Raw genomic sequence first — 26,903 nt, 5'->3', positions numbered from 1 at the left:
TTATTAACTAGGTCATCGCTTGGTTAAAAAAAGAAAGGGAACTCAATGAGTTCCCTTTCTAATTGCGCCTTGCCTGAGTGGAGTCCGGCAAAAAGTGGCACAAGGCTTTACAGCGAGAAACGCCCCACTAAGCCTTTCAGTTGACCACCCAGACCGGCCAAGTTTTCTGCCGACTGAGCAATATCATTTGACGCTGTAGCTGACTCTTCAGCAATGTCACGTACACGAATCACACTGCGGTTAATTTCTTCCGCCACGGCCGATTGCTCTTCAGACGCCGCTGCAATTTGGTGGTTCATGTCTTGAATGGTCGATACCGCGCGGGTGATCTCTTTCAGCATTTCACCGGCGTTGCGCGACATTGATACCGCATCGCTGCATTGACTCATGCTTTGCTTCATGCGCGCCATCGATTCCTGACTACCGCTTTGCAGGTTAATAATCAGTTTTTCGATTTCACCGGCTGAGTTTTGCGTGCGGCTGGCAAGGCTACGTACTTCATCCGCCACTACCGCAAAACCACGCCCGGCTTCACCGGCACGCGCCGCTTCAATGGCCGCGTTCAGTGCCAGCAAGTTGGTTTGCTCAGATACTGACTTAATCACATCCAACACCGCATCAATCTGCTCAGTGTCAGTGCGCAATTTATCCATCGCCAATGAGGTTTGGTCGAGGCCGTTCGCTAGCAGCTCAATTTGGCGAATGGCTTTAGCCACCATATCTTCACCAGCGGCAGTTTTTTCATCCGCCATACTGGCAGAGTGTGATGCCTGCTCCGCGTTGTCAGCCACATCCTGCACTGATGCGGTCATTTCATTCACCGCGGTGGCGACCTGATCGGTTTGGCTACGCTGCTCTTGCATACCAATGCTGTTTTGCTCTGTCGCAGCAGACAGTTGCGCCGCGGCGCTGGTCACTTGCTCAACAGAGGTTTCAATCTGCCCCAGTACTTGCTTCAAGGTGCGGCTCATTTCACCGATAGCCCGCAGCAAGTCACCCAATTCATCGCCACGTTTTGAGTCGACACTTTGGGTCAAATCCCCTTTAGCAATCGCTTTTGCCACGGTTACCGTCAGTTTCAACGGCGCAGTAATTTGTCGACCGATGAACAGCGCACACCCCACACCGATAACACCAGAGAGAATAATAATGGCAATCATCAGCTCCTGTTTAGCGACTTTGCCTTGTTCGCGCTCAACAGACAAGTGATTAACTAGGGTATTGATATTGTCCATCAGTTGTTTAGCAGCCTTGCCCAACTGTGTAGATGCGTTATCCGTTTGTTGATTAACCACCAGCAACGCGTCCAACTCAACATCGTAACGGTTGAGAATCTCGATGGCTGCCTGAGTTTCAAAGCCCTGCAGACCAGTGATGTCATCCAGTAACGCTTTGATGGCATTTTTGATGGTGCTGTAGTTGGCGCTGGTACCGTCATACACATAACCACGCATGTAGTAACGCAACATGGTCATCTGCTGACTGATGGAGGTCGCGTGCTGCAAAACGTTATGATCTTGTGTCTCTTGCGCTTTGGCGGTCATCTGGTCAACTAAGGTGGCAAATGTGCCCACTAACTTGCGCCCGACTTCAGGCCCTTTGCTCATCAATACGCTACGCTCATCTAATAGCTTGGCGAAGCTCTGAATCGCATCGTCGTATGTCCCAAGTAAACCTATCGCTTGGTCAATGCGCTGCTTATCGGCAGCTTCGCTGAATTCTGCTTTTTGCGCGCTCAGTAATGATCGAGCATCCGCACTGATTTGCTGAATTTTGCTCACCAATGATTTATCACCATTGGCCATAAACTCAATGCGATGTAGCTTGGCTTGCAGCAAGCTCTTATCTAGGCCATCGAAAGCCTTTAAACGATCGCCGCTGTGATTGAGCGACACATTGGTCTGATAACCCACATATGCGACTACCACCATTAGGAACAACACAATACCGAAGCCGATATTTAACTTGTACGTCACCGATATATCGTCAAACCATTTCATCAGTGCTCTCATCAACAACATCTCCACTCTGATAGATACGCGCGATTATACCGAATGCCATTTACAATACTTTGAGGTAGCTAACCAAATGTAACGATTCACTCATACATATGATGTTAATTAGCGATGGCAAAATTAGCCGCGGATAAAACAAACAGCACGTTGGCCCTAACTGTTACGCCTAGCGAAAGCTATTTGGCACCATTCCGGTCCAGCGTTTGAATAGCCGTCTGAAGTTATGCATGTCATTAATATTGAGGCATTCCGCCAATTGGCGATTGCTGTAACCGTAGATGTAGAGTCGTAACAGTACCTCATCACGACGTACTTCATCCAACAGCTGCTGAAAGCTAACGCCATCCTGTTTCAAGCGGCGTTTTAAAGTAGCGGGGCTGCATTGCAGGTAGGCCGCGGCACGTTCGAGGGCAATACCACTATTTAGCTGACGTCTGACCAAGCGCCGTAGTTGCGATTGTAAACTCTCGCGGATGGGGCGATCCGCCAGCGCCAACTGTGCCGATGTCAGCAGTTGCTGCCGCCGCAACGGCGCGGCTTCAACAAACGGCATAAACAGACATTCACGTTTGAGATAGATAGCGCAGCATGGCGTGTCAAAAAGAAGTTGAGAGCCTAATGCAGCATGAAAATGCGGTTGCCATTCCGCCGCAGCCCAAGGTAAATCGATCTGCAATTGCAGATCTGCGCCCAACTGTTGCCGCAGTAAGGTACGTATCGCAGACAACATGGCGCTAAAAATAAAACGTTGTTGTGCGCCGAGTCCAAACGAAGGCTGCAGTTGCAGCACAAGTTCATCCTGTCGTTGCCGCACTCGCAGCATCACTAACGGTTGCAGCAGAGGTAACAACTTTTGCATCAATCTGAGTGCTTGCGCTAAATGGGCAGCGCTTGACCACAGTGACGTCACTAACGAGTGGTGATTCAGCGCTTGTTGCTGGCCATACAGCAACGCCAAGGCATCGGGTTCAGCATGTAGTTTGCTCAAGCGTTCGATAATGAGTAACCACTGTGCTGGGGTGATTTTGCGCTGCGGATCGGCCAAGTCTTGATAAAACAGCCGTGAGCCACGCAATAATTTATCAATATCAAGCTGTTGCTGCTGTGCAAGTTCCACCAGCCCACTGACTAAACCTATCGGTAATACCGCATCGTTACTGCCAAAGCCGGCGCTGAATGTCATGCTAAGCCACTCCTTGATCAGCGGCGTAACGACAACGTTTGTGCCAATCTAAATGCAACGACAACCGCGCCATTAAATCCGCAGCGGTTTCTTGCTCGTCCCATTCAAGCACAGCGGTGGTGACTGAGACCTCTGCCGAGGTGCTGAGTTGCTCTTGCTTGAGCAGTTCTTGCTTGAGCAACCTAGCGACAATGTTTTGTGCGGCATCGGTATCGGTGTCAGGCAGCAACATCACAAAGCGATCGTTGGCCAAACGGCAGGCTAAATCTTGCTGACGTAAGCCTAATTCAATCATGCCCGCCAGATTTCGTAAGCAGTTGTCACCCGCTAACATGCCATATTGGCGATTAAAGTCGGCAAAATGGTCGATATCAACAATGGCGACAGACAATGGCTTTTGTTGGAGTTGGTGCAGTTCCAGTTCGCGGGTTAACTGCAGCATAAAGTAGCGGGCATTGTACAGCTGAGTCACCGCATCGATCAGGCTATGTTCACGCTGAAAATGCTCACGCTGCGCTAATTGGCGATTGATATGTTGCTGCTCTGCCAACCAATGCACCAATCCGATGCTGATCAGCACCATCCCTATCGGCACGGGCAACGACTCTAACCAAGCAAAAATCCGGGTGTTGGGATAGCGGATAAACTCGTCCAGCAGATCTAACCATGTGGTTAACCAGTAAAGACTCGTCCCAATCAACAACAAATTGGTGACCTTGCCGCGTGGCCGACTGATCATCAACAACCATAACCAGAACAGCGCCATGAGGCTCGCGGCAAACTCGCCGACAATGTCAAAGCTATCAAGTTGTTGCCACGTTTTGAGCTCACCAATAAACGAGGCCGCAATCGTTAAGCCCGTAGCGGCTAATAGTGTTAGCAGCAGTTTGCCTTGGTGTAGCTTAGGCCAAGTAAAGATATTCGTTTTCATGCTCGCGAGGCTACTGACGCAATGTTAAACATTGATGACAGCCGAACCTCAACGCCTGACTTTTACTTATGAAATCAGTGAGCTGATGTGACCCCTAGTCAAAATAGCTCAGGGTTTTCACCTTCTATCAACCATTCTGCTGCCGGCCAACCTGCAAGCTTGCGTTATTTGGCTGCATTCGCGCGATTTTGCTGAGTTTAACCGCGGGTCAAATCAGCTCAATCTGACCTTAGCTCCGCGATGTTTGGCGCCTTTTTACTGATGTAGCGCCGTTCTGGCGCAAGGCTGAAATGTTACTGACACATTTAGTTCTTAGCGTAAGCGGCGTTTAGGGGGAATTACTTTGACCGGAGAATCATCATGACCCGCAACACCTTTGGCGCTAAACCACTCAACACCGCCAAAACACCGTTGGCATTAGCCTGTGCCATGTTACTGGCAATGCCGGCTGTCGCCGCTGAGATTAAAGGCCAAGTCGTTGATAGCACCGGCGCTGCGATTCAAGGCGCACCGGTGAAATTGGCCGGCACCAGCCGTATTCAATTGAGCGATGCCAGTGGTGAATTTACCTTTAGCAACCTCGCCGCCGGTGACTATCAGTTGCAAGCAGGCACCAGTAGCAGTGTGGTTGAACAGATCCAACTGAGTGCCGAACAGGTCTATCAAACCAGCGTCACGCTGGCCGATGCCAATATTGAGCATGTGTCAGTGATTGGTCAAAGTGGTGCGCTTAGCCGCTCGTTAAGCGCCCAGCGCAATGCCGACAACTTTATTACGGTCTCATCTGCCGATGCTATTGGTGAATTTCCAGATTCTAACGCCGCTGAATCGCTGCAACGGATGGCAGGGTTATCGATTGAACGCGACCAAGGCGAAGGCCGTTTTGTGCGGGTACGCGGTTTATCCCCCGATCTTAACGCCGTGACTTACAACGGCAGCACGTTGCCAGCGCCTGAATCAGGCACTCGCGCCGTGGCCTTGGATGTGATCCCATCGGATCTGTTGGAATCACTCACTGTAACCAAAACCCTCACCCCAGATATGGATGCCGATTCACTGGGCGGCGCGGTGGATATCAAGAGCTTGTCTGCTTTTGACAAAGAAGGCCGCTTTACCAAGCTCACCGCTGAAGGCAGCTTTGATGAACATGAATCTGAATATGGCAATAAGCTGGCTGCTACCTACAGTGACCGCTATGCCATTGGCGGTGCCGATGACGATTTTGGTATCGCACTCGCCGCCAGTAACGCCGTGCGCAAATTTGGCTCTGACAACGTGGAAACCGGCGGTAAATGGGATATTGGTGACGAAGATCTGCTAGAAAAAGTGCAGCTGCGCGACTATCAAATCGAACGTGAACGTTTGGGGTTGGCAGCGAACTTTGACTGGCGCCCCGACGACAATAACAGCCTCTATCTGCGGACCTTGTACAGCCGCTTTAGCGACCAAGAGTCTCGTAACGCCATCGCCACTAAGTTTGACGACGGCTTAGCCCTCGGTGCGGCTGACCAAACCGCCGAAGTCAGCCGTGAGCTGAAACACCGCAAAGAAACCCAAACCATTAAATCATTCGTGCTGGGCAGTGATTCCCACATCGACGATTGGAAACTATCGACACAGTTTGGCTGGAGTGAAGCGGAAGAGAAAAACCCGCACGGCATTTCAGGGGCGACGTTTGAAGGTGAATTTGACCAAGGCGTCAGCTACAGCAGCTACCGTAAACCAGTACTTACTGGCGCAGCAGATTTCTACGATGCGGCGCAATATGAACTGAAAGAGATCGAAGTTGAATCAACCGATGCTAAAGACCGCAACATCAATGGTCGCCTCGATATCAGTCGCAATCTGTATCTCAACGACACTGTGCTTGAGTTAAAGGCAGGCGGCAAATTCAGTCGTCGTCAGAAGACCAACCAAGAAACCCATTGGGTCTATGAAGATTTGGATGAGCAAGGTCTTGCTGACGATGCGTTGTTGATGAGCGCCTATGCCGGTGATGAGGTGGACTATGGCTTAGGCGCCTTTGGACCAAGCATTTCACCAAATAGTATTCAGCAAATGCTGGGAACACTCGACGCAGCCGATAACCTCGATGAACTGGAATCAACCATCAACGATTATCGCATCGATGAAGATGTAAACGCCGCTTACCTGATGGCAACCTCAGACTGGGGTGATCTGCGCATGGTGGCGGGTTTGCGCTATGAAAAAACCGAGCTGACCGGTGCCGGTTGGGAATTTAGCGAATTGAGTGATAGTTACAGTGAACGCCACGTAAGCCACGATTACGACAATCTGTTGCCGTCGATCCAATTCCGCTATGGCGTTGACAGCAATCTGGTGTTGCGCGCCGCCTGGACCAACTCATTGGTACGCCCTACCTTTGAACAAGTGTCACCAGGCTACCTACTGGAAGGCTCATTAGGCGAGTTAGAAGCCAGCTTTGGTAACCCACAGCTGAAGCCGCTGGAGTCATCCAACTATGATATTGCCGCCGAGTATTACATGGGCGAATCCGGTATTTTGTCGGCAGCGCTGTTCTATAAAAACATCAAAAACTTTATCTATGAAGCAGACTTAGCCGGTCGTGACGGCTATGAAGACTTTGATGAAGCCAACACCTATATCAACGGCGACAGCTCAAAATTGTATGGCGCAGAATTCAACTTCGCCCAAAAACTGGATATGTTGCCATCGCCTTGGAACGGCTTGTTGTTTAGCGCCAACCTGACCCTGAGCCACTCAGAAGCCAGCATCAGTTGGTTGGATGATGGCGAATTACAAAGCCGCGATATTCGCTTCCCAAGCCAATCCAATACCACAGGTAACATCGCCGTGGGTTATGAAAATGAATACCTGAGCTTACGTTTGTCTGCCGCGTATAAATCAAACTACATGACCGAAGTGGGTGAATTGGATGACGCCAACTATGACATCTACCAACAAGATCATATGCAGATCGACTTTATTGCTAAAGGCTTCGTCAGCAAGGACATTATGGTCTACTTCAAAGCGCTCAATATCAACGATGAGCCTTATTACACCTACACAGGTAATGAACGCCGTAATGCCCAATTTGAAGATTACGGCCCAACTTACCAAATCGGCATCAACATCAGCGGGTTTTAAGCATGCATAAGTCACTGTTTTATATCGGTTGTGGCTTAGTCCCAACCCTGCTACTCAGCGGGTGCGAGCAAGTGAGCACCGCGGAAACGCAGCCAAAGGTGCTACCGCAGGTGACTGCGGCCAGCGCCAGTTGGCAAAGTTCGGATGCGACCCTGTTGTTGAGCGTGAGTGAACAACAGGGGATGACACTGCGTAATGCCCAAGGTCAGCGACAGCTGGATGGCGCGTTTGACCAATTGAGTGTCAAACGCTTCGGCGAGCAGCAATGGGTTGCCGCCACACTGGATGAAGTGACCAACAGCATTACGGTGGTCAGCTTTAGCGATAGTGCGCTCAACGTCAGCCAGCAATGGCGTTTACCTCAGCTGCAGCCAGACAGCCTGTGTTTATTTAACGATGCACAAAACCATACCCTGAGCTTATTTGTGCAAGACGGAGCAAGTCGTGCTCAACAGTGGTTACTGGCGCAGCATCAACAATGGTTGCCAGCACCTACTTTGGTGCGCTCGTTAAATCAACCGCATGGCATTAAAGATTGTGCGGTGGATGACAACGGCGGCTGGCTGTACACCTTGGAAGAAGGGGTTGGCATCTGGCGTAGCCCAGCAAGAATTGAAGCGGTAGCTGAGCGCACGCCCATCAACCTGCTCAAACCTTGGGGCGATCTCGCCAGCGAACCTGGCGCACTGCGCACCGATAGCATGGGCAACCTATTCGCCATTGATGAGCAAGGTTCAACCCTGAATTATTGGCCAGTCACCGCGTTGCAAACCGCAAAAGCTGACCGTAAAACCAAGCCGCAATCTATCGCATTGCAACCGCATGAGGTAGAAACCCTGTCGGCCACAGTGTCGCACCCTGGCAGCACCAACGTATTACTGAGCTACAAAGATGGAACAGCAGCGGCGTTTTCTCTGCCTACTGCGCAAGTAAAGCAGCAAAAGCCGCTACCTATGGTGAGCGCCAATGCCGAAACACCTGCAGCAGATCGCACTGGCGATGTCATGGATGATCCGGCTATTTGGGTCAACACGGTCAATCCGCAGCAATCGCGCATTTTGGGCACCCACAAAAAAGATGGTTTGTACGTTTATGATTTGAATGCCAAGCAAGTCGCACGCTTTGGCGATGGCAAACTCAATAACGTGGATGTACGTGATGGCTTCCCGTTTAACGGCGAAACTATCGGCTTAGCCGCCGCCAGCAAACGTGAAGATAACTCGCTGATGTTTTATGGTATTCACCAAAATGGCGATGTATTCCGCATTGGTAAACAGCCATCAGATCTCGACCCTATCTACGGTCTGTGCATGGGTAAAATCGATGACAAATTCTATGTATTTGCCAACGATAAAACCGGCCGGATTGATCAGTACCTGATCAGCGCCAGCAACGGTGAACTTACGTCGAAAAGAGTGCGGCGCTTAACCGTGACCAGCCAGCCCGAAGGTTGCGCGGTGGATGATGAGCGCGGTCGCTTGTTTGTCGGTGAAGAGGATGTCGCGGTTTGGACCGCCGATGCTCACCAAGATGCCAGCACCACACTCAGCAAAGTGGCAGAGATTGGTGATGCATTGGTCGCCGACATTGAAGGGATGGAAATCACCAGTGGTGATAAGCCATTACTGATTGTCTCCAGCCAAGGCAACGACAGCTACGCGGTATTTGACGGCATTGCCCCTTATCAGTATCGCGGTAGTTTCCGTGTGGGTCTTGATGCACTCAGTGGCATCGATGGCGTGTCGGAAACGGACGGGCTTGATGTGGTCAGCACACCGGTAGGCAGCCAATATCCGAACGGCTTACTGGTATTGCAAGATGGCCGCAATCGCCTGCCAGATGAAGCGCAAAACTTTAAGTATGTGGATTGGAACACCGTACTGAAGACGCTTGAGATCAACAACTCAAGCAACTAACCATCGCAGGTTCATCACGATGGATGCCGCAGCCGGACTATTTCATCAGTAGTTCCGGCTGTTTTTTTACACAAAAATTAGCGCTATCGTTTACCAATGGCATTACCGCTACGTTGCGGATTCATTCAACGGCTGCGCCGCCCTTTTGGCTGCCCACAACGCAGCCACCATACACACGCAACCGGCCAACAGGCGTGGCCAATCGCTCACCTGCCCGCCCCAAAACAGCACGTTCACCGCAATACCGGCAGGGATCAGCATGTTGTTCATCACCGCTAACTGCTGCGCATTAACCTTGGTTGAACCATAGCTCCACCCCAGATAGCCCAACCCAGAGGTAACAATCCCCAACCACAACAGCACAGTAATTTCACTGGCAGTATCCGGCAGTAAACTCCAATCCGCTTTAGCCAACATCATCGAACCACTCACCAGCAGCGCACCGACGAAAAACCAAAAGAAACGCGCGCGATGCGGCAAGTTATTAGTATGTGATTGATGCCGATACCAGACTTGGCCGAAAGCAAAACAAGCATTGGCGCCTTGAATATAGGCAAAGCCAAGCCAGTAATCTTCGCTCAGTTCGGCCCAGCGGATCACGGCGGCACCAGCCACAGCAAGTAACGCCGGCAACCACAGCTGATACGGTTTGCGTCTGGCAAATAGGTCGGCAAACAAGCTGACATACAGCGGCGTGAAAATGGTAAATAGCAACAGTTCCGGCACCGTCAAATACTGGTAGCTGTGGTACAAAAACAGATAAGTACCGGCTATTTCAATCGCGCCAGTCGCCATCATCACCAGCGCCTGTTTAGGCGAAACTTTTTGAAAAAACGGGATGAAGATAATGAACGCAAGCGCCATCCGCGACGCCACCGCAATGTAATCATCCACCTGCCCGTGCAGGTAAACGCCTATCAGCGAAAATGAAAACGCCCAAATCAGCGTAATGAGCCACAACAACGCCATCTCAATTCGTCCTACTCACTAACGCTGCCAACCCATGCGGCAGCTTGATTAACTTCGCTGCAGTGTAACAAATAAACGCTAACATCATTGGGAATGATGTGAGTGAACCGACTGAGCTCGCCCACAAAATCTCGCGGCCCTCTGTGCCAATAAACCAAGGCGTGATAATGATTTAACAGCGATTGCTTAACCAAGCGTGGCTGCTGTGCTATTGTCAAAGCAGGACGCTTGACGACAGTTGCCGCCTATGTGATCCACGGATATCCCAAGATGAGGCCCAAACTATGTTTCCCTATCCCGAGCATTACCGCCTAGCTGCCCCACCGGTACTGACCTTTTTTATGGTGATGTGGAGCTTACTCGGGCATTGGCTCATTGGGGATGGCAACTGGCTGGTGATTTTTGTGTTAGGAGTTCTATTCCCAATCATCATGCTACTGCATCTGCATTTAGTGTTTATTACAGAGGGCATGAAACGGCTCGATCAAGCTTTTTATGGCCTCATCCACTGCACGCTTGCCTTTGTGGTGTGGACCTTCTGCTTTATGCTGATATCGGGCAAATCGATTATTTAGATAAAAAAATGCACTACTTAATAGGCAGTAGTGCAGCTCTTATTGGAAGGGCGTCAAGGGTTATTCTTTCTTGCCATTTTCGATAAATCTGGATTCTTCTGAAGCCAAAATGATATTCACAAACAGGTAATAGACCACGCCTATCGCACTCAATGCACCCGCCGTATAAATGATGTAATTCAACATAGCCGTTACTCCACCACATTCACTACATTGTGTGAGTATCTGATTCTGGGCGCTGGTAGATGACACACTCTGGATAGGGTTCGCACAAATCAGGCTTTACCACATCATCACCTTTGTTATTGGCAAAGTTACTGCCGGATGCACTTAATAGCGGCACAGCGATTACGGTTGGCAGCATCGCTAAACCTACGATTCGCTTCCACTTCATCGTTAACTTTTTCATGGTGTCACTCCATCGGTCATTCTCAGCATGTCAGTTCAAGTACTGGTGAAAACCCACTACGAACCCCGGACCGACAAAGTGACTTAATCCGCCACAACAGACCATAATGAAAAGATGACGAAAATATTACCCAATAACTATCAATGAGTTAAAAGAACAATGTCGGTGTTAGATTTTGACAAAAGTGACAGGATTACATCGCCTGTTTCAGCGACGGAGAGGGATAGTTTAGAGACATTTTTCATGGCAATGGGTTGGCGAGCGAGAGTATCATCGGCAAGATCGATGCTCACCAGTTGGCTGTTATGCTCTTGCTGTTCTACCCACCAAATACGCCCCTGCGCCACTTTCCATGCCGAGCTGAATCGAGGGGTATATTGTTCAGTAACCAATCGTAAACCGTCATGGCTCAGGTGCCAAATTCCTGATTTATGCAGTTGAGTCACATAGATTTCACCGTCTGCAGCATACTTACCCGCAAACGCCTCTAACATTAACAATTCGCTGGCGCCGCTATCGACAGCAAACCGTCTTAGCTGCCAAATGCCGTCAACCGCCACCGCCGCCAACAGATGCTGACTATCGCGGCCCCATTCGACATTGCGAACATCGTCCATTCCGCTCGGAAACGTCATATCACCCGACACTGGATTGAGGACAAACGCTTTACGATTGAGCGCCCCAGCGACCAAGCGATCATCTGGCGCAAAACTGAGTTCATCAAGGTGGGCAAATGAACTGAGATGGGTTAACTGGGTTTCGCGGCCATCGGCATGGCGCAACCAGATTTGTGGCAAGCCACTACGATTAGAAACAAATAGCAATTGTTTACCATCATGGCTGAGTGCCGGCTTATAGTCGCGACGGCTGCTGAAAATCCAACGTTTTGGGGCGGCAGTGCGCGGCACTGGCCAATACCAAAGCTCCTCTTCAAACAACTCGCCGACCACCGCCGTCAGTTGCCCGGCGGCGTTACTCACTGGAGAGTTGATTTCAGATGCCACGCTGGTAATCCGCTGAATTACATGACTGGCTAAATTTAAGCGATACAGCTGCCCCGCTTCGCCACGGTAAATCATTGCATCACCGGCTGCATTCCACGCGATAGAGCGTAATGGGTAGCCAACGCGGACGATGTTACGCCACTCGCCAGTGTCGATATCAAACAGCAAAACCTGAGTGTCAAACCAGTCGATGCTGCGCAATACCGCCATCTGCTTGCCGGTTGGTGACAACGCCATGGCGTAATCCCCGCGCCCGGCAATGTGCGGCTGACTCAGTTGTTCTCTGCGGCCATCCACCAAGCTCAATCGGAATAAACGCTTGTAACCTTCTACGCCATCGGCATCCACATAAAACAGCGCCAAGCCCGATTCAGCCCAAGCGATACTGGTCGATTGGGTAGATTGATGACAAGTAAACTCGGCTTGTGCTGCCGTTGGCTGCTCAAGGTTATACACCATAATGTGGCAACCCGAATCGGCGCCCCAGCGCAGATACGCCAACTTGTTGCCATCACGACTCCAAGCGGGATAACGCATGTTGACACCCATCGCTGAGGGTAGTTGAGTGATACTTTGATCGGCCAAGGTCAGCAATTTTAGCTGCCATTGTTCGGCCTCTAACTCTCGGTAAGCGAACGCTAACTTTCGCCCATCGGGCGATAATGCGGGGTCAACTTCTTGGCCTTCATTAAAGGTCAGCGGCTTAATCTGCATAATGTCATCTTGGGTGATGCCAGTGTTAGTCGAGCCCAATTGCGGCAGCCACCACCAGAGGATCAACAAAATAACCAGAATACTGCTGAGAAAGATTAACCGCGATGAGGCGACTTGTGTTTTTTGCCCTACGGGCGCGGTGTCAACCGTCACCATAGCCCCACTGGCATCAGGCGTAGTCGTGGCAAATGCTTCACTGACATCATTTGCCGACTCAATGCCAAGCACTTCTACCTCAGCTATCAACACATAGCCTTTTTTAGGCACAGTGCGGATAAACTGGGGGGATTTAGCGTTATCGCCCAATGATTGCCGCAACAGCCCGATAATGCGGTTAATAGCATTGTCAGACACGAGCCCGCCGCTCCAAACTTCAGCAATGAGTAACTCTCGAGTCACCACCTGCTCTGCATGACGGATCAGACACAACAGCACCTGCATCACACGACTTTCGAGGCGGATCTGCTCCTCCGCTCGAGTCAGTGTCAGCATTTGCGGGTCTAATACCCATTCATTGAGTCGGTATTTGGGCGGCAAACGTAAAGCCTTTTTAACAAACCTGAATAGTGGTTACGATACTAATCGCCAACGCCCTAAATGAGAAGTCTGAACCGAGTGAATTGTCGATCTTCGCTCAACTTGCACCCGCGTAAATTCAAGGTTAAAGTTGCGCACCTTATCCGCCAGCCAGAGCTGTTATGAGTGATTTTGTTTACCAGCCGCCGATGATCCCGTGGTTAAATATCCTGTACCAGGATAAAGACATCATAGTGATCGATAAACCTTCCGGTTTATTGTCCGTGCCCGGCCGCGCAGCAGAACATTATGACAGTGCCTATAGCCGCGTACTTCAGCTGCACGAAGGTGCGCAGGTGGTTCATCGACTCGATATGGCAACCTCTGGTGTGTTGTTGCTGGCCCTGCGCCGCAATGCTGAGCGTGAGCTTAAGCGCCAATTTCAAGAACGTGAAACCAACAAGGTTTACTATGCGCGGGTCGCAGGTCATATGCGTCACAACTCGGGCACGGTGGATTTACCGTTGATCTGTGATTGGCCAAATCGTCCCAAGCAAAAAATCGATCATGACATAGGTAAGCCCTCTGTAACTCACTACGAAGTGATCAGCAAAGGCAAAAACTCCACATTAGTCAAACTGATGCCAGTCACTGGCCGCTCTCACCAATTGCGCTTGCATATGATGGCGTTAGGCCATCCTATTTTGGGGGATAATTTTTATGCAGATAGTGTTGCCAAGACGATGTCACAGAGACTTCTGCTGCACGCAACCTATTTAACAGTAGATCATCCTTACACAAAAAAATCCATGACCTTTTATGCTGCCGTACCGTTTTTACATCCGATTAACGAACAGTGAGTTTAAGGAATAGTTTACAGTTAATCTTGCATTAGATGATGTGGATCACTGGCAATTAACTAATAAAACACGTAAATTTGTGCTGTTTATAGGAACATAAGGCAAGTTGTTGTGGATACATCATTCCAAAGAGATCAGCTAGACAACCAGATCCTCGAGGCGTTGATGCAGGACGCGAGAACGCCGTTCGCGGAATTAGCAAAACGCTTTAACGTGAGTGCTGGTACCATCCATGTGCGCGTTGAAAAGATGAAGCAAGCGGGCATCATTACCGGTGCTCAGATTACTGTTAATCCAAAAGCACTGGGCTATGACGTTTGCTGCTTTATTGGTATCAATCTTAAAAGTGCCGGAGATTATCCTTCAGCGCTGGCCAAGCTAGATGCCTTAGAAGAAGTGGTTGAGGCTTATTACACTACCGGTAATTACAGCATTTTCGCCAAGGTCATGTGCCAGTCAATCGATGCGTTGCAGCATGTACTGATTAATCGTATTCAATCGATTGATGAAATTCAGTCGACTGAAACACTGATTAGTCTACAGAACCCGATTTCTCGCGCAGTAAAACCTTAATATATTTCGGGTTGTGGTGATTGATGCCGCTCATGTCATGAGCGGCATTTTTATTGCTCACACCGCACTGACGTAAATCGACTGCATAAAAAAATCCGATGGTGCAACACCATCGGATTTTTCATTTAAGTAGATTTAGCGTATTGGCTAACTGAAATTAGAAGGTGTATTTAACACCAATTTTCAGGTACCAAGTAGAGCGCTCATCTTCCCATGTTGGGTCTTTATACAAGCCGCTGCTCAGTGGGCTATAGATGATTTGACCATCATTAGCCACAGAGAAATCAGCAAAACGCTTAGAGTAACCGTTGGTCTCAACTTGACCCCAATCATCATTCAACAGGTTCAGGAAGTTTTGTACAGTCAGATAGATCTGACCTTTATGTCCTTTCATGAAACCTGGAACTTCTTGAGAAATAGACACGTCCATGGTGTTAATCCATGGGCTAGTACCCGCGTTCTTATCCGCAAAACCACCCGCGTAACCTTCTAAACCTGCAGGAATGACGTAATCATTCATAAACTGCTCGTAAGAGAAGTTATTCGCATAACCTACAGTTGTGTCATCTGGACCAGTAGGGATATATGGCAGATACAGTGCAGCGGTGCTAGTCAAACGTGATGGATCACCCAGTGCAGTGCCTGGACGACGCATTGCCCAAGTAAATGGTTGACCAGAACGACGTTCGAAGAACGCATTGAACTTGGTCTCATATCCTTGGAAGAACTCATGAGAGTAACCCAGCGTCAGCTTCAAGCTATGTTTGATTTCATAGTAGCTAGTGCCCACATAGTCTTCGTTACGGTCAATCACGTAGTTATAACCGTAGTTAGAACTTGCAGTAGAAGAGGTACCAGCGTTACCTTCATCAACATCCTGATGGGTATAAGACATGCTCATTGACAGGCCGTTTTCCCATTCTTTGCTCAAACTAGTGGTCAGAATGGTAGACTTACCGCTCTTGTCAGCGTTAGTCAGCATCAGGTCGTAACGGTCACCATTAAGTGGTGCGTAAACAATGCGACCATCTGAAGTGACTTCACCAGTAGGAGCAGAGTTCAGGTTACGCCATGCGTTATCGTCTTTATTCTTCGCGTGAATAGCTTCAGCATGCCACAGGTAGCCATCGCCCATGCTTGGAATATCGAAGGTGTAATCAAAGCCTAAGCTAAAGCGCCAGATTGATGGTACTTTGAAGTTAGGGTCGATTGGGTTCACTTCACCATCGCCTGGTTGCAGTGTTGCTTGCACTTCAGCAGGCACACCACGGATATCGACGTTAGTCAGATAGCTATCATCTGGCATTGAGCGATCACTAAAGCTCACCAAGGTCACACCATCGTTACTGAAGGCGTTAGACAACCATACGTTAGGTTTACCGCCGCTGTAACGACCAGCACCAGCGCGAACAGTCAGGGCATCAGTTGCATACCAAGTCAAACCTAAACGTGGCAGCAGGATATCCAAGCCGTCTAAGTTTTCTTGGTTAGAGAAGCCGTAACGGTCGAAGAAGGTTTGGTTGAATGCTGGCTTGTCGTCTGCAAAATAACGTTCGTAACGCAGACCATAAACCAAGTCGATGCTATCGCTCAGTGCCCACTCATCTTGAACGTACAACGCGTTAGTACCGATAACGAAGTTAGCCGCAGCATCATTCACGTCACCAGTGTAGGCGTTTGCATAATATAAAGTTGAAGCATTACCCGCTTCATAATCCGCAATGCTGTCAAATTCCCAAGCACCCAAAGCGTTACGAGCATACAGGTTGAAGATGTCTAAACGTTCGTAGTTCCAACCTGCAGACAACTTGTGATCACCCAGCAGATATTCAGCTGACAAATCAACTTTCCAAGTTTTGGTTTGCAGTTCGTTTGCTTGACGAGCATAGTCAGGACCGAAGACTAACTCATGATCATGATCAGCATCGGTATAAATAGTGACTTGACCAATTGCCTTGCTAGGAGGGATTTGACCTGTCGCCACATCTTTGTAAGACACTGCTAATTCAGTAGAAAAACTATCTGTCCAATCTGCAAACCATTGCAGTGAGTAGCTTTCCATATCTTGAATATTGTCATACCAGTTAGTAGAAGCACGCAGTGTGTCTTCATTACTAGTGGTATTGCGCAGTTGGTTACCTTTCACTTTGTTGTAAGTAAAGGCTAAACGATGGTCGTTATTCACGTTCCAGTCGATTTTTGCCATGTACTTCTTGTCGGTAACTTCTGGGCTTGCGTTCCAATCACCGATATCAAACCCATAAGTTTGGTTAGTGAAATCGCGAACGCGTTGATAATCGGCCATCGTCCAAACAGTTTCGTTTGGCGCGCCTGAACCTTCAGGGCCATAGTTTGCAGTTTCTGGCTTGCTGAAATCTTCATAGTTAACGAAGAAGAACAGTTTGTCTTTGATCAGCGGACCACCCAAGTTAAAGCCATAGGTTTCACTTTCAACACCGGTAACATCAACTTTTGCACCAGTATTAGGGTTCTTCGCTTTACCCGCCCAGCTATCGTCAGTCTTTTCATAGAAAACACCGCCGTGGAATTCGTTGGTACCTGACTTGGTTACTGCGTTAACACGCGCACCAGTAAAACCACCGTATTTAGCGTCAAATGGGTTGGTTTCGATTGATACCTGTTCAATTGCATCCATAGATACAGGAGAACGTTGGGTTGGGTAACCGTTTGAGTTCAGACCAAAGTCATCGTTCAAGCCAACACCGTCCACACTGATGCTGTTGAACTTAGGGTTTTGACCTGCAACAGACATCGCGTTGTCAGAACCACCCAGAGTAGAAGCCAGTGGGTTTTGGCGGATGATGTCTTTCAAATCACGGTTGAAAGAAGGTGCATTTTCAATTGCATCAAGACCAAAAGTGCTAGAACTACCACTGTTGTTGGTCATTGCAATACGGCTACCAGTAACGGTGATACGCTCAACGTTACTTGCAGCTTGCAATTGTTCATTCAAACGGAAGGTTTGACCCAATTGCAGGAAGATGTCGCTTTCTACAGTGTCTTGATACACGTCAGAATCGATAATGATCTGATATGGACCACCTACACGCAGACCAGACGCACTGAACGCACCAGAGGCGTTAGTCGTTACTTCGGTCACAGTGCCTGATGGCTGGTGAATCAATGTAATTTTGGTGTTAGGAGCTGGCTGTCCGTCAGGTCCTGAAATGGTACCACGCATAGAAGACGTCGTGTCTGCAGCGTAGGCCATTGAAGATGCGCCGATGGCAAGTGTCAGTGCCAAGGCTAAACGGCTTTTGGTAAATCCCTGAATCATCATTAGATCCCCTGAGTTTTTATATTGATGTTTGTTACGTAAACCGTTACGTTCGTAACTAAACCGCGTTGGCCAAGGGTACACTCCAGCCAACGAGGTCGTGTTATACCATAAAAGCGTTACACTTTTGTTTAACACTGCCTCATCATACACACAATTGTTTCTTTTTTGACCGGAAAATAAACATTACGGCCAAATTTTTTCCAATCTCGTCACGAGGTTCTCATGCGACCGCTCTGGGTTAATTCGTTAAAATATATCTTTTTGTTTTTATTACCTTTAACTAGTAACAATGCCATGTCAGCTAACAACCAACAGCTCAAAATTGCCACGTTCAATGTCAGTATGGAAGGCAGTAACTACTTAGAACAAGGGCAAAAAATCCCCACTTCGAACAAGCTACAAACTTTGTTACAAAAAGATGACAATCCGCAAATCCGTAATATTGCCGAAATATTGCAACGGGTACGCCCTGACATCGTATTACTGAATGAATTTGACTACATCGCCGATGCAAACGTCGGGGTGAAAGCCTTTATTCGCCGCTATCTCAATCAACCACAGCAAGGCGCAGAGGCGATTGATTACCCTTATTTCTACATTGCACCGGTCAACACTGGTGAGCCATCGCCCTTTGACCTCGACCATGATGGCAAAGCGTCCGGTGTCGGCGGTGATGCGTGGGGCTTTGGCTTCTATCCCGGCCAATATGGCATGGTGGTGTTATCGCGCTACCCCATCGACAGCGAACATGTGCGCAGTTTTCAGCAGCTAAAATGGGCCAGCATGCCCAATGCGCAGCGCCCAGTTGACCCACAAACGCAGCAATCGTGGTATAGCGATGAAGAGTGGCAACAGCTGCGGTTATCGTCTAAATCGCACTGGGACGTGCCAGTCAATGTGAATGGTGAATGGCTGCATGTCTTGGCGGCACATCCAACCCCACCGGTATTTGATGGCCCTGAAAATCGTAATGGCTTACGTAACTATGACGAAATCCGCTTGTGGGCTGACTACCTCAATGGCGCTGAAGCCGCGGGCTATATTGTCGATGACCAAGGCAAACAAGGCGGCTTTGAGCAAAATGCTCGCTTCGTGTTTGTTGGCGATATGAACTCAGCCCCATATAAAAGTGCTGAGCAAAGTGGCGCTATACGGCAGTTATTGGATCATCCATTGGTGAACGGCAGCTACACCCCAACCAGCAAAGGCGGCGAGGCGTATGAGAAAAATAACCCGCATGCAAAAGCCTTTACCGCGTCATGGAAAGAGCGCGCGGATTATGTTCTGCCCTCAAAGGCTGGTATGAAGATTATTGAAGGCGGTGTTTTCTGGCCTGAAAAATCCAGCCCGCTATTTCGCTTGATTAAAAACCGCGGTGCATCATCCGATCATCGCTTAGTTTGGCTGACCGTCGAATTAACACCACTGCCGTAACGAGAGTGATAACCCATTAAAAAACCCCGAATTTTCGGGGTTTTTTATTAGTATTCACAAGCAACTTATTCACAAATTACTTTTGCTGCCACGGGCGCAGACTTTGCTGGCGCACGTCCAATTTTTGCCCGTCAGTCAACTGATAGTAATCTTTCGCCATGGCCGGTTCCCAATCACCATATGATGGGTTTGGCAGCAAAATAAACTTATGACCAAAGGCATCCTTGTTGGCATCAACCAGCGCATTGCGTGGCTGTTGCTGCTGATGATAGGTGTTGATTTCAGGGAAATCATTTAGGTTGTCCCCCATAAACAACACCACTTTGTAACCATCTTGCTCAATAGACGCCAAGCGTGGTGCTTTGTTCGAAGTGTCTTTCTTCAAACGCAGGGTAAACTCAGTCACATTTGGGAACCCCAGCTTTTGCAAGTTTTGCTGAGTTGCGGCAAAGGTGCGATCTGAGCGGTTTGACACATAAAACATGGTGCCGCCATTGGCCGTGACAAAGTTTGCCAAATCGACCGCGCCCGCAATGGCTGGAGTTTGTACGCTGTTCACCCAAGCATCCCAACCTTCGGTGGTATAGCCTTGATGATGCAGTAACTGCCAAGCCGCATAGGGTGAGTTATCAACCATGGTTTCATCTAAATCCACCATCACCGCTAATTTGCCCTGCTGTTTGGTTTTGGCCAGCTCAAAGGCGACTTTCGCCATGTTGTACGCTTGGTAACAAAGCGCGCGGTATTCACCTGAATGTTGCATCCACACCACGCTTTGGGTGTTTTGCGCCACAAGCTCCATGGCGGCATGATTCATTGGAGCCTCAGCCTGAGCGGCTGCCGCCACTAACGCTAATGGAACGAAAAGGTGCGCTAATTTCATAATTTCCTCAAAACTCGATATCACTGTTGGCCAAAAGCGGCCGTGTTATTCTGCTAATGCGGGCAGTAATGCCTTGATATTACCGTCAACCGGCTGCTGCAATGGCAGCCCTAAAATATGGGCAATCATAGGATAAACATCCACGTTATCAAATGGTTTAAGCATTACACCTTGCTTGAAAGCCGGACCCTCTGCCACAAACAGCGCCCCCATATCTTTGACGTAACTAAAGCCATGCGCGCCATGATGATCACGCTCCGCTAACGGCTTTTTGGTGAATAATGCCGGTGCATCGACTTCGATAATCACATCGGCAATCCGAGCACTATCGGTGTAATGCCGCGCCGCCAAATACTGCTCATCCAGCACGCGATAACGACCATGAGCTGCAACGGCGAGTTTTTGCTGTTGTGCGGCAATATCCGCCTTGGTGGTGTCAGGCTTGGCGTAAATCAACAACCGTGTTGACACGTTGACGATATTAAATTTGCTGCTATCAATTGGTAACTGTTGATAATCAATTGCTTGGCTTGGCTCAATCGTCGCCATACCGTGGTCAGCCACCACAATCAAATTCACCGGGAAATTCACTTCGGCTTTTAATCGATCGCGTAGACGGCCAATCAGCTTATCCACCTGTTGCACCGCGGCAGCCGTTTCGGGCGCATCGGGGCCAAACAGATGACCTGCTGTATCTACCGCAGAAAAATAGCCCATCACAAAGTGAGGTCTTGCTTGCTCGGGCAACTTGAGCCACTCCACCATTTGATCGATGCGATCTTGATAGTCAGCTTGTTGCGAAAAGTGGAAGTAATAAGATGGTGTCATGCCACCGATACGCGCATCGGACTCAGGCCAGAAATAGGTGGCAGCTTTGACGCCGTTCATCTCCGCCAGATTCCATAACGGCACACCTTTCAACCATGTCGAGTCTTTTAAACCATCGCCCATTTTGTAGCACTGTTGCCGCTGCTTATCACAAAAGTCGTTATCGACAATGCCATGATGGGTTGGATAAAGCCCGGTCGCGAGGGTGATATGGTTAGGGAACGTCTTAGTGGGATAGGCTGGGCGCAGCTGTTCTGCACGTACGCCATGCGTGGCAATCGCACCGATATTTTTGGCATCAAACTTTTCAATGTAGTCCCAACGGAAACCATCCAATGAAATCATAATCACGGTGGGAGTGTCGTTTGGTGCTGTTGCCGCGTGAACCGCAACACTGGCACACAAGCTCATGCACGCCAGCAACGAGCAGATCATCTTCTTCATAATATTAGGAATTTGAGAACAGTGGGTCTTAATGGCAGAACAGTATAACGGAAGATGCCGCGACAAAAGAGGCTTTAATTGTGAAAAAACGTGTATGTTCAGCATCCGCCAATTTTGGCCACGCTGCGACAGTAGCAAAAGTGAGCTAACTCTCACCCTCGGCATTTACTTTCACTCGGCACTTGAATCCCCACCTTAGCAAACCCACATAGTTTAGCAGTGCTTACTTTGGCCGAGCGTTTTCCGCGTTTTCGCGCTTTAGAGTGAGATAAATTTCAATTTTGTGGTGCCTTAAATGCAACAGAACCCAGCGACTCAAGACCATCGTATTCTTTGTAAATCCCTCGGTAAGCTACTGTATCGTCCTTCTATTTCGGCCAAAGAGATGGTGCAAGCCAACTATCCACAAGTGTTTGTAACCAACGGCGTGATCGCCCTGCTGTGGATAGCCTCACTGTTACCTATCGTGTTTTACAGCGCGGCAGATCTGCCTTGGTACGGCTGGGTTGGATTAGTGGTCAGTGCCGCTATCTGGTTGTTGGCTTGTAAATTATTGATGTCGAGCGTGCCGCAGTTTTACTCTGCCCGCTGGGATTTTATTGGCGAAAAAGGGATTTTGTCACAACGTAAGAATCGTCAAGGCAAGGTATTAAGCCAAACCATGATGCTATTTGACCACGAAATTGCCTGCCGTCAATTGGCCGATACCTTGGAAATTCGCCAAGGCAAGCAACGCTTGCAGTTCAGTAAAGCGACCTCTGGCAAAGCTTATCAAGCGGTACAGCAACTGCTGCAAAACTTTCGTCCAAAAGCAAAAAATAAACGCCCTCGCAATGGTAAGCGCTAATCGATAGCAGCTCACCTGAGAAACGGGCAAGCAAGTGACTATTGTTTGCCCAATCTTTCTTGGGTCAAATATCCCTTATCCAATTAATTTACTTGAATAATGCGGTTTCACCTCTGTGAAGCGACGACTTCTTTTTGCTGTGCAAATAAGGTTAAAATCGGCTGACCAAAACACGCTTACGGGAACCGCAATGGAACTGCAAATTGAAGTTACACTCAGGGATGGCACCAAATACCGTACCCGTAAATACAAATCAGAGCTGAGTGCTAAACGCGGCATCTTCAAGTGGTTAGAGCAACATCAGCATCTGCCCGATATCTCTGCCAGTTATTTCTCGCCCGAACTGCGGCAACATCAATCCTTTGATCATCCTGAGCAACTGCAAATGGCGCAGCCGCAAGCCAATGTCGATTTCTATCAGTCCAGCGCTTGGCGCAAACTGCGCTTACAAGTGCTGCAAACGCGCGAACATCGTTGTGCCATCTGTAATCGCACTCAGGCGGAACATAACATTGCGGTGGAAGTTGACCATATCAAGCCGCGTTCAAAGTACCCAGAATTGGCGTTAGCGCTAGATAACCTGCAAATCCTCTGTTTAGATTGTAATCGTGGCAAAGCAGACGATGAATATTGAGGTGCAGCGCCACGTGTTTTGCAGTTTTGTTAAGCGAGAATTCACGCTTTGCTTTGAGAATAGCGCGCAAAATGCCCGTTACGGCGGCCAAATGACATCTTAGCTAACAAAATCTTACATGCAGTTTTGCTTTGAAGTCCGTAGGATGGGACAGTACAACTCCTAGCAGCCGAGATTCAGTGAAGACTCGGCCCAAGATAACAATAGCAAACCACAAGGATAAACATGGCAACGACCTCTGCCGGACGCTGGCCACGCCAGATCCCGTTTATTATCGCCAGTGAAGCTTGCGAGCGCTTTAGCTTCTACGGCATGCGTAATATTCTCACGCCGTTTTTAATGACAGCTCTACTGCTCTCGGTGCCCGAAGAGTTACGTCAGGGTGAAGCCAAAGATGTGTTCCACTCGTTCGTGATTGGGGTGTATTTCTTCCCGCTGTTAGGGGGATGGATTTCTGACCGTTTCTTTGGCAAATACAACACCATTCTGTGGCTCAGTATTGTCTACGTCATCGGCCATGCATTTCTGGCCATTTTTGAAACCAGCAAAACCGGCTTCTACTCGGGGCTATTTTTAATCGCGCTGGGTTCGGGTGGGATTAAACCGCTGGTGTCCTCGTTTATGGGAGATCAGTTTGATCAGAGCAATAAAACATTGGCGCAAAAAGCCTTTGATATGTTTTATTTCACCATCAACTTTGGTTCATTCTTCGCGTCGCTGTCGATGCCGTTGATCCTCAAATTCTGCGGCCCCGCAATCGCCTTTGGCATTCCGGGCGTACTGATGTTTATTGCAACGCTGTTCTTCTGGTATGGCCGCAAGCGTTATGTGCATATTGAACCGCAAGCGCAAGACCCACACGGCTTTATGCCGGTGATCAAAAGTGCGATTTTCACCCCTGTTGCAGGGCAAGCGAATAAAGGCTTGCTGCTGAGCGTTGTCGGCGTGGCATTAGCGCTACTGGCTTTATCGCAAATTCCACAACTGGGCTTAGTCACAGCGCTGTGTTTGGCATTGGTGATCATTATGGGTTTTGTTGGCACAGGTGCCTCAATGCAGTTACAACGCGCCCTGACTAGCCACCCTGCCGAAGCGGTAGATGGCGTTAAATCGGTATTCCGCATTCTGATCCTGTTCGCCTTAGTAACCCCGTTTTGGTCGCTGTTCGATCAAAAAGCCTCAACCTGGATTCTGCAAGCCAACGACATGGCCAAACCTGAATGGTTTGAGCCCGCGATGATGCAAGCGCTGAACCCAATGCTGGTGATGCTGCTAATCCCGTTCAACAACTTTGTGCTTTATCCAATGCTGCGTAACGCAGGCATGCAGGTGACGCCACTTCGCCGCATGGGCGCTGGCATTGCCTTCTCGGGCATTGCTTGGATTGTGATTGGCACCATTCAGTTGATGATGGATGGTGGTTCAGTCATGTCGATCACTTGGCAGGTTTTGCCATACGCGCTGCTCACCTTTGGTGAAGTGTTGGTATCAGCAACTGGGCTGGAGTTCGCCTACAGCCAAGCGCCCGCGTCAATGAAAGGCAGCATTATGAGCTTTTGGACGCTGTCAGTGACCGTCGGTAACTTATGGGTGCTCTTGGCCAACGCCAGCGTCAAGCATGAGTCAGTCACCGCCAAAATTGCCGATACGGGCATCAGTGTCACCGCGTTCCAGATGTTCTTCTTTGCCGGATTTGCACTGCTTGCCGCCTTGGTGTTTGCGCTTTATGCCCGCTCCTACACCATGCAAGATCACTATCGCGCCAGCTAATCAGGGGCTTGAGTTGGCATAACGAACGCCAACCGTCACACAAGAGCGAAACATGAAAAAGGTCAGCAGCTGCTGACCTTTTGCTTTGATGAGATTCATCGCAACATACTATTTTGCGCGGATAAAACTCGCCATCAGTTGCGCGATTTGCTGACCTTGATGCTCTGCTTGGTAGCTCACTAACGCGGTGGCCGCTTTATCTTCGCCTATATCCTGCCAACGTTTGCGCAATAGGGCTTCTGCATAAGGTTTAGTAAACTCTGGGTGAGGCTGAAATGCCAGCACCCGAGAATCGATATAAAACGCCGCGTTGGGGCAAAAGTCATTTTTGGCTAATAACTTAGCTTCAGCAGGCAACGTCACCACTTGGTCACGATGGCTGCAGATCAGCGACACTCTGGGTTGCTCAATCGCCGCCCAAGTCGGCAACTCACACCAGTGATAATCCATGATACCGACGCCCCAGCCTTGTGCTGCACGTTGCACCACTCCCCCAAGACTATGCGCCAACAATTGATGACCAAAACAGATACCCAACAGCTTTTGCCCCTGCGCAAAACGCTGCTGCAGGTACTGTTTCAGCTGGATAATCCAAGGTTCATCACTGAAGGCATCGGCCTTAGAGCCAGTGATCAGCATGGCATCATATTGCTCCGGCGCGTCAGGATAAATCCCTTCAATGACGCTAAAAATGTCGCTGTGTACTGCAATGCCAGCCTCAGCAAACATGCGCTGAAACATCACACCATAGCCATGATATTGCGCTAAAAATTCAGGGTGCAAAATATCGGTTTGGAGAATGGCTAACTTCACTTTTTATCCTTCATTAAGGCACATCTTCAACGATTGCTTGGCAACCATTACCACACGGTTTTTATCTTGCCGCCATCAACGGCGAGGGTACTGCCGGTAATATAACTGGCGGCATTGGATAACAGAAATACCGCGGCGTTAGCAAATTCAGCAGGAGTACCGTAACGCCCCATGGGCAGCTCAGCCTCTTGCTGCTGACGCACTTGTTCAGCGCTGATTGCTAATGCCTCTGCCCGCTTCTGGTTAAGCGTTTTGAGGCGGTCAGTATCAATCAGCCCAGGCAATAGATTATTAAAGCGAATATTGTCGCCAGCATAGGCTTGCGACAAGCTTTTCATCAACGCAGTAACCCCTGAGCGCATCACGTTGGACAGCAGCAAGATATCGATCGGTTCTTTTACCGAAGAGGAGGTAATGGTCAGCACCGACCCGGCACCCAACGACTGCATGGATGGCAACACAGCGCGAATTAACCGCACCGCACTCATCAGGGTGAGTTCAAATGCAGACTGCCAATCGGCATCGCTAAAATCGAGAAAATCGCCCGCAGGTGGCCCGCCTGCATTGACCACCAGCCCAGAAATTGCCCCTAAATCCTGTTCGGTTGCCGTCACCCACTGCGCAATGCTGTCAGCGTTAGCGGCATCAAACTGATAAGCATGTACTTCGGCGCCCGTTGCCGCACGAATGGTCGCTGCCGCAGCGTCTATGGCCTGTTTATCGCGGCTCGCCATCGATACCCGCGCACCTTCTTGAGCACACGCCAGCGCAATGGCATAGCCCATGCCTTTACTTGCCGCCGCAACCATTACCGTTTTGCCTTTGAGTTGTAAGTCCATGTTCACATCCACTGTTAGCCAACTAAGGCATATGACATTAGCACTTTGTGTTTTGCGAGGCTAATGCGTAAGCGTGCCGCTCACTCCCTAGTTAACATGTGCCAACCTAAGTGGCGCGCATTAAAAATGTCATTCAGCATGGATTGTTGCGTATTTAAAACTTAATTTCCTATCGCGATACCAATAAAAAAGTCATCATTTTAACCATTAATAAATTAATCAGAACAGGGTTAAAGTAACCGCTATTAATAAGCTTAATAATCATTGAAATAACCAAGAACACACAACAAAATCACTCCAATGCTAAAAATTTAAA

At 49.1% G+C, this 26,903-nt stretch carries 21 protein-coding genes; 9 read left to right on the top strand and 12 right to left on the bottom strand.

The features are described 5' to 3' along the window. Nucleotides 1-107 precede the first annotated feature (107 nt). The 3 genes from JYB87_RS03065 to JYB87_RS03055 all read right to left on the bottom strand — a co-directional run bounded on the left by JYB87_RS03065 (nt 108) and on the right by JYB87_RS03055 (nt 4,129). Entirely contained in the window at nt 108-2,012 is a 1,905-nt protein-coding gene (locus tag JYB87_RS03065; protein WP_207355450.1) for a methyl-accepting chemotaxis protein, read from the bottom strand. Nucleotides 2,013-2,181: 169 nt separating this feature from the next. After that, complete coding sequence (locus tag JYB87_RS03060) at nt 2,182-3,198, bottom strand: AraC family transcriptional regulator (RefSeq protein WP_207355449.1); 1,017 nt, start codon at nt 3,196-3,198, stop codon at nt 2,182-2,184. 1 nt (nt 3,199) lies between these two features. Further along, a complete protein-coding gene (locus tag JYB87_RS03055) occupies nt 3,200-4,129 on the bottom strand; it encodes a GGDEF domain-containing protein (protein ID WP_207355448.1) in 930 nt (309 codons plus the stop codon). Between the two features lie 360 nt (nt 4,130-4,489). Here JYB87_RS03055 and JYB87_RS03050 point away from each other — a divergent pair, with 360 nt between their 5' ends. Both JYB87_RS03050 and JYB87_RS03045 read left to right on the top strand, forming a co-directional pair. Further along, the gene (locus JYB87_RS03050) at nt 4,490-7,258 is read left to right on the top strand and encodes a TonB-dependent receptor (RefSeq protein WP_207355447.1); all 2,769 of its coding nucleotides are present in this window, start codon (nt 4,490-4,492) and stop codon (nt 7,256-7,258) included. A 2-nt stretch (nt 7,259-7,260) separates the two neighbouring features. After that, on the top strand, nt 7,261-9,174 hold the full coding sequence (locus JYB87_RS03045) for a phytase (protein ID WP_207355446.1): 1,914 nt from the start codon (nt 7,261-7,263) through the stop codon (nt 9,172-9,174). Between the two features lie 108 nt (nt 9,175-9,282). On the opposite strand, the gene JYB87_RS03040 is transcribed toward JYB87_RS03045, so the two are convergent. Then, nucleotides 9,283-10,143, bottom strand: a complete 861-nt coding sequence (locus JYB87_RS03040; RefSeq protein ID WP_207355445.1) for an EamA family transporter — start codon at nt 10,141-10,143, stop codon at nt 9,283-9,285. 284 nt (nt 10,144-10,427) lie between these two features. Here JYB87_RS03040 and JYB87_RS03035 point away from each other — a divergent pair, with 284 nt between their 5' ends. Further along, complete coding sequence (locus tag JYB87_RS03035; protein WP_207355444.1) at nt 10,428-10,718, top strand: hypothetical protein; 291 nt, start codon at nt 10,428-10,430, stop codon at nt 10,716-10,718. 60 nt (nt 10,719-10,778) lie between these two features. Here the strand turns inward: JYB87_RS03035 and JYB87_RS18780 are convergent, their stop codons facing one another. From JYB87_RS18780 to JYB87_RS03025, 3 genes are all read right to left on the bottom strand, one after another. Further along, entirely contained in the window at nt 10,779-10,904 is a 126-nt protein-coding gene (locus tag JYB87_RS18780; protein ID WP_267459561.1) for a hypothetical protein, read from the bottom strand. A gap of 22 nt (nt 10,905-10,926) precedes the next feature. Then, a complete protein-coding gene (locus JYB87_RS03030; protein WP_207355443.1) occupies nt 10,927-11,127 on the bottom strand; it encodes a hypothetical protein in 201 nt (66 codons plus the stop codon). A gap of 140 nt (nt 11,128-11,267) precedes the next feature. After that, nucleotides 11,268-13,382: a winged helix-turn-helix domain-containing protein gene (locus JYB87_RS03025; RefSeq protein ID WP_207355442.1), complete on the bottom strand. Its 2,115-nt coding sequence runs from the start codon at nt 13,380-13,382 to the stop codon at nt 11,268-11,270. Nucleotides 13,383-13,543: 161 nt separating this feature from the next. On the opposite strand from JYB87_RS03025, the gene rluA reads away from it, so the two are divergent. Together rluA and asnC are read left to right on the top strand one after the other, a co-directional pair. Then, nucleotides 13,544-14,221: a bifunctional tRNA pseudouridine(32) synthase/23S rRNA pseudouridine(746) synthase RluA gene (rluA, locus tag JYB87_RS03020; RefSeq protein WP_207355441.1), complete on the top strand. Its 678-nt coding sequence runs from the start codon at nt 13,544-13,546 to the stop codon at nt 14,219-14,221. 111 nt (nt 14,222-14,332) lie between these two features. Next, nucleotides 14,333-14,794, top strand: coding sequence for a transcriptional regulator AsnC (gene asnC / locus JYB87_RS03015; protein ID WP_207355440.1), 462 nt, complete (start codon nt 14,333-14,335; stop codon nt 14,792-14,794). Nucleotides 14,795-14,951: 157 nt separating this feature from the next. On the opposite strand, the gene JYB87_RS03010 is transcribed toward asnC, so the two are convergent. Then, nucleotides 14,952-18,095, bottom strand: a complete 3,144-nt coding sequence (locus JYB87_RS03010) for a TonB-dependent receptor (protein WP_228729931.1) — start codon at nt 18,093-18,095, stop codon at nt 14,952-14,954. A gap of 294 nt (nt 18,096-18,389) precedes the next feature. On the opposite strand from JYB87_RS03010, the gene JYB87_RS03005 reads away from it, so the two are divergent. Further along, nucleotides 18,390-19,529 (top strand): endonuclease/exonuclease/phosphatase family protein, encoded by a 1,140-nt coding sequence (locus JYB87_RS03005; RefSeq protein ID WP_228729930.1) that lies wholly within the window; start codon nt 18,390-18,392, stop codon nt 19,527-19,529. A 76-nt stretch (nt 19,530-19,605) separates the two neighbouring features. Here the strand turns inward: JYB87_RS03005 and JYB87_RS03000 are convergent, their stop codons facing one another. Together JYB87_RS03000 and JYB87_RS02995 are read right to left on the bottom strand one after the other, a co-directional pair. Continuing rightward, nucleotides 19,606-20,412: a 5'-nucleotidase, lipoprotein e(P4) family gene (locus JYB87_RS03000; protein WP_207355438.1), complete on the bottom strand. Its 807-nt coding sequence runs from the start codon at nt 20,410-20,412 to the stop codon at nt 19,606-19,608. Between the two features lie 45 nt (nt 20,413-20,457). Next, nucleotides 20,458-21,675, bottom strand: coding sequence for an alkaline phosphatase family protein (locus JYB87_RS02995; RefSeq protein WP_324032468.1), 1,218 nt, complete (start codon nt 21,673-21,675; stop codon nt 20,458-20,460). Between the two features lie 304 nt (nt 21,676-21,979). Between JYB87_RS02995 and JYB87_RS02990 the strand changes: the two genes are divergently transcribed. The 3 genes from JYB87_RS02990 to JYB87_RS02980 all read left to right on the top strand — a co-directional run bounded on the left by JYB87_RS02990 (nt 21,980) and on the right by JYB87_RS02980 (nt 24,935). Next, nucleotides 21,980-22,531: a hypothetical protein gene (locus tag JYB87_RS02990; protein WP_207355436.1), complete on the top strand. Its 552-nt coding sequence runs from the start codon at nt 21,980-21,982 to the stop codon at nt 22,529-22,531. A gap of 190 nt (nt 22,532-22,721) precedes the next feature. Further along, nucleotides 22,722-23,165, top strand: a complete 444-nt coding sequence (locus JYB87_RS02985) for an HNH endonuclease (RefSeq protein WP_207355435.1) — start codon at nt 22,722-22,724, stop codon at nt 23,163-23,165. 225 nt (nt 23,166-23,390) lie between these two features. Then, nucleotides 23,391-24,935 (top strand): POT-type proton-dependent oligopeptide transporter, encoded by a 1,545-nt coding sequence (locus tag JYB87_RS02980; protein ID WP_207355434.1) that lies wholly within the window; start codon nt 23,391-23,393, stop codon nt 24,933-24,935. Between the two features lie 108 nt (nt 24,936-25,043). On the opposite strand, the gene JYB87_RS02975 is transcribed toward JYB87_RS02980, so the two are convergent. Both JYB87_RS02975 and JYB87_RS02970 read right to left on the bottom strand, forming a co-directional pair. Then, the gene (locus JYB87_RS02975; RefSeq protein ID WP_207355433.1) at nt 25,044-25,748 is read right to left on the bottom strand and encodes a glutamine amidotransferase-related protein; all 705 of its coding nucleotides are present in this window, start codon (nt 25,746-25,748) and stop codon (nt 25,044-25,046) included. Nucleotides 25,749-25,795: 47 nt separating this feature from the next. Next, entirely contained in the window at nt 25,796-26,587 is a 792-nt protein-coding gene (locus JYB87_RS02970) for an SDR family oxidoreductase (RefSeq protein ID WP_207355432.1), read from the bottom strand. Between the last annotated feature and the right edge of the window lie 316 nt (nt 26,588-26,903).

Origin of the sequence: Shewanella avicenniae (assembly GCF_017354945.1) — a bacterium.
Lineage (GTDB): Bacteria > Pseudomonadota > Gammaproteobacteria > Enterobacterales > Shewanellaceae > Shewanella > Shewanella avicenniae.
Note: the sequence above shows the minus strand (reverse complement) of the source record. Positions and strands in the feature narration are given on the sequence as shown.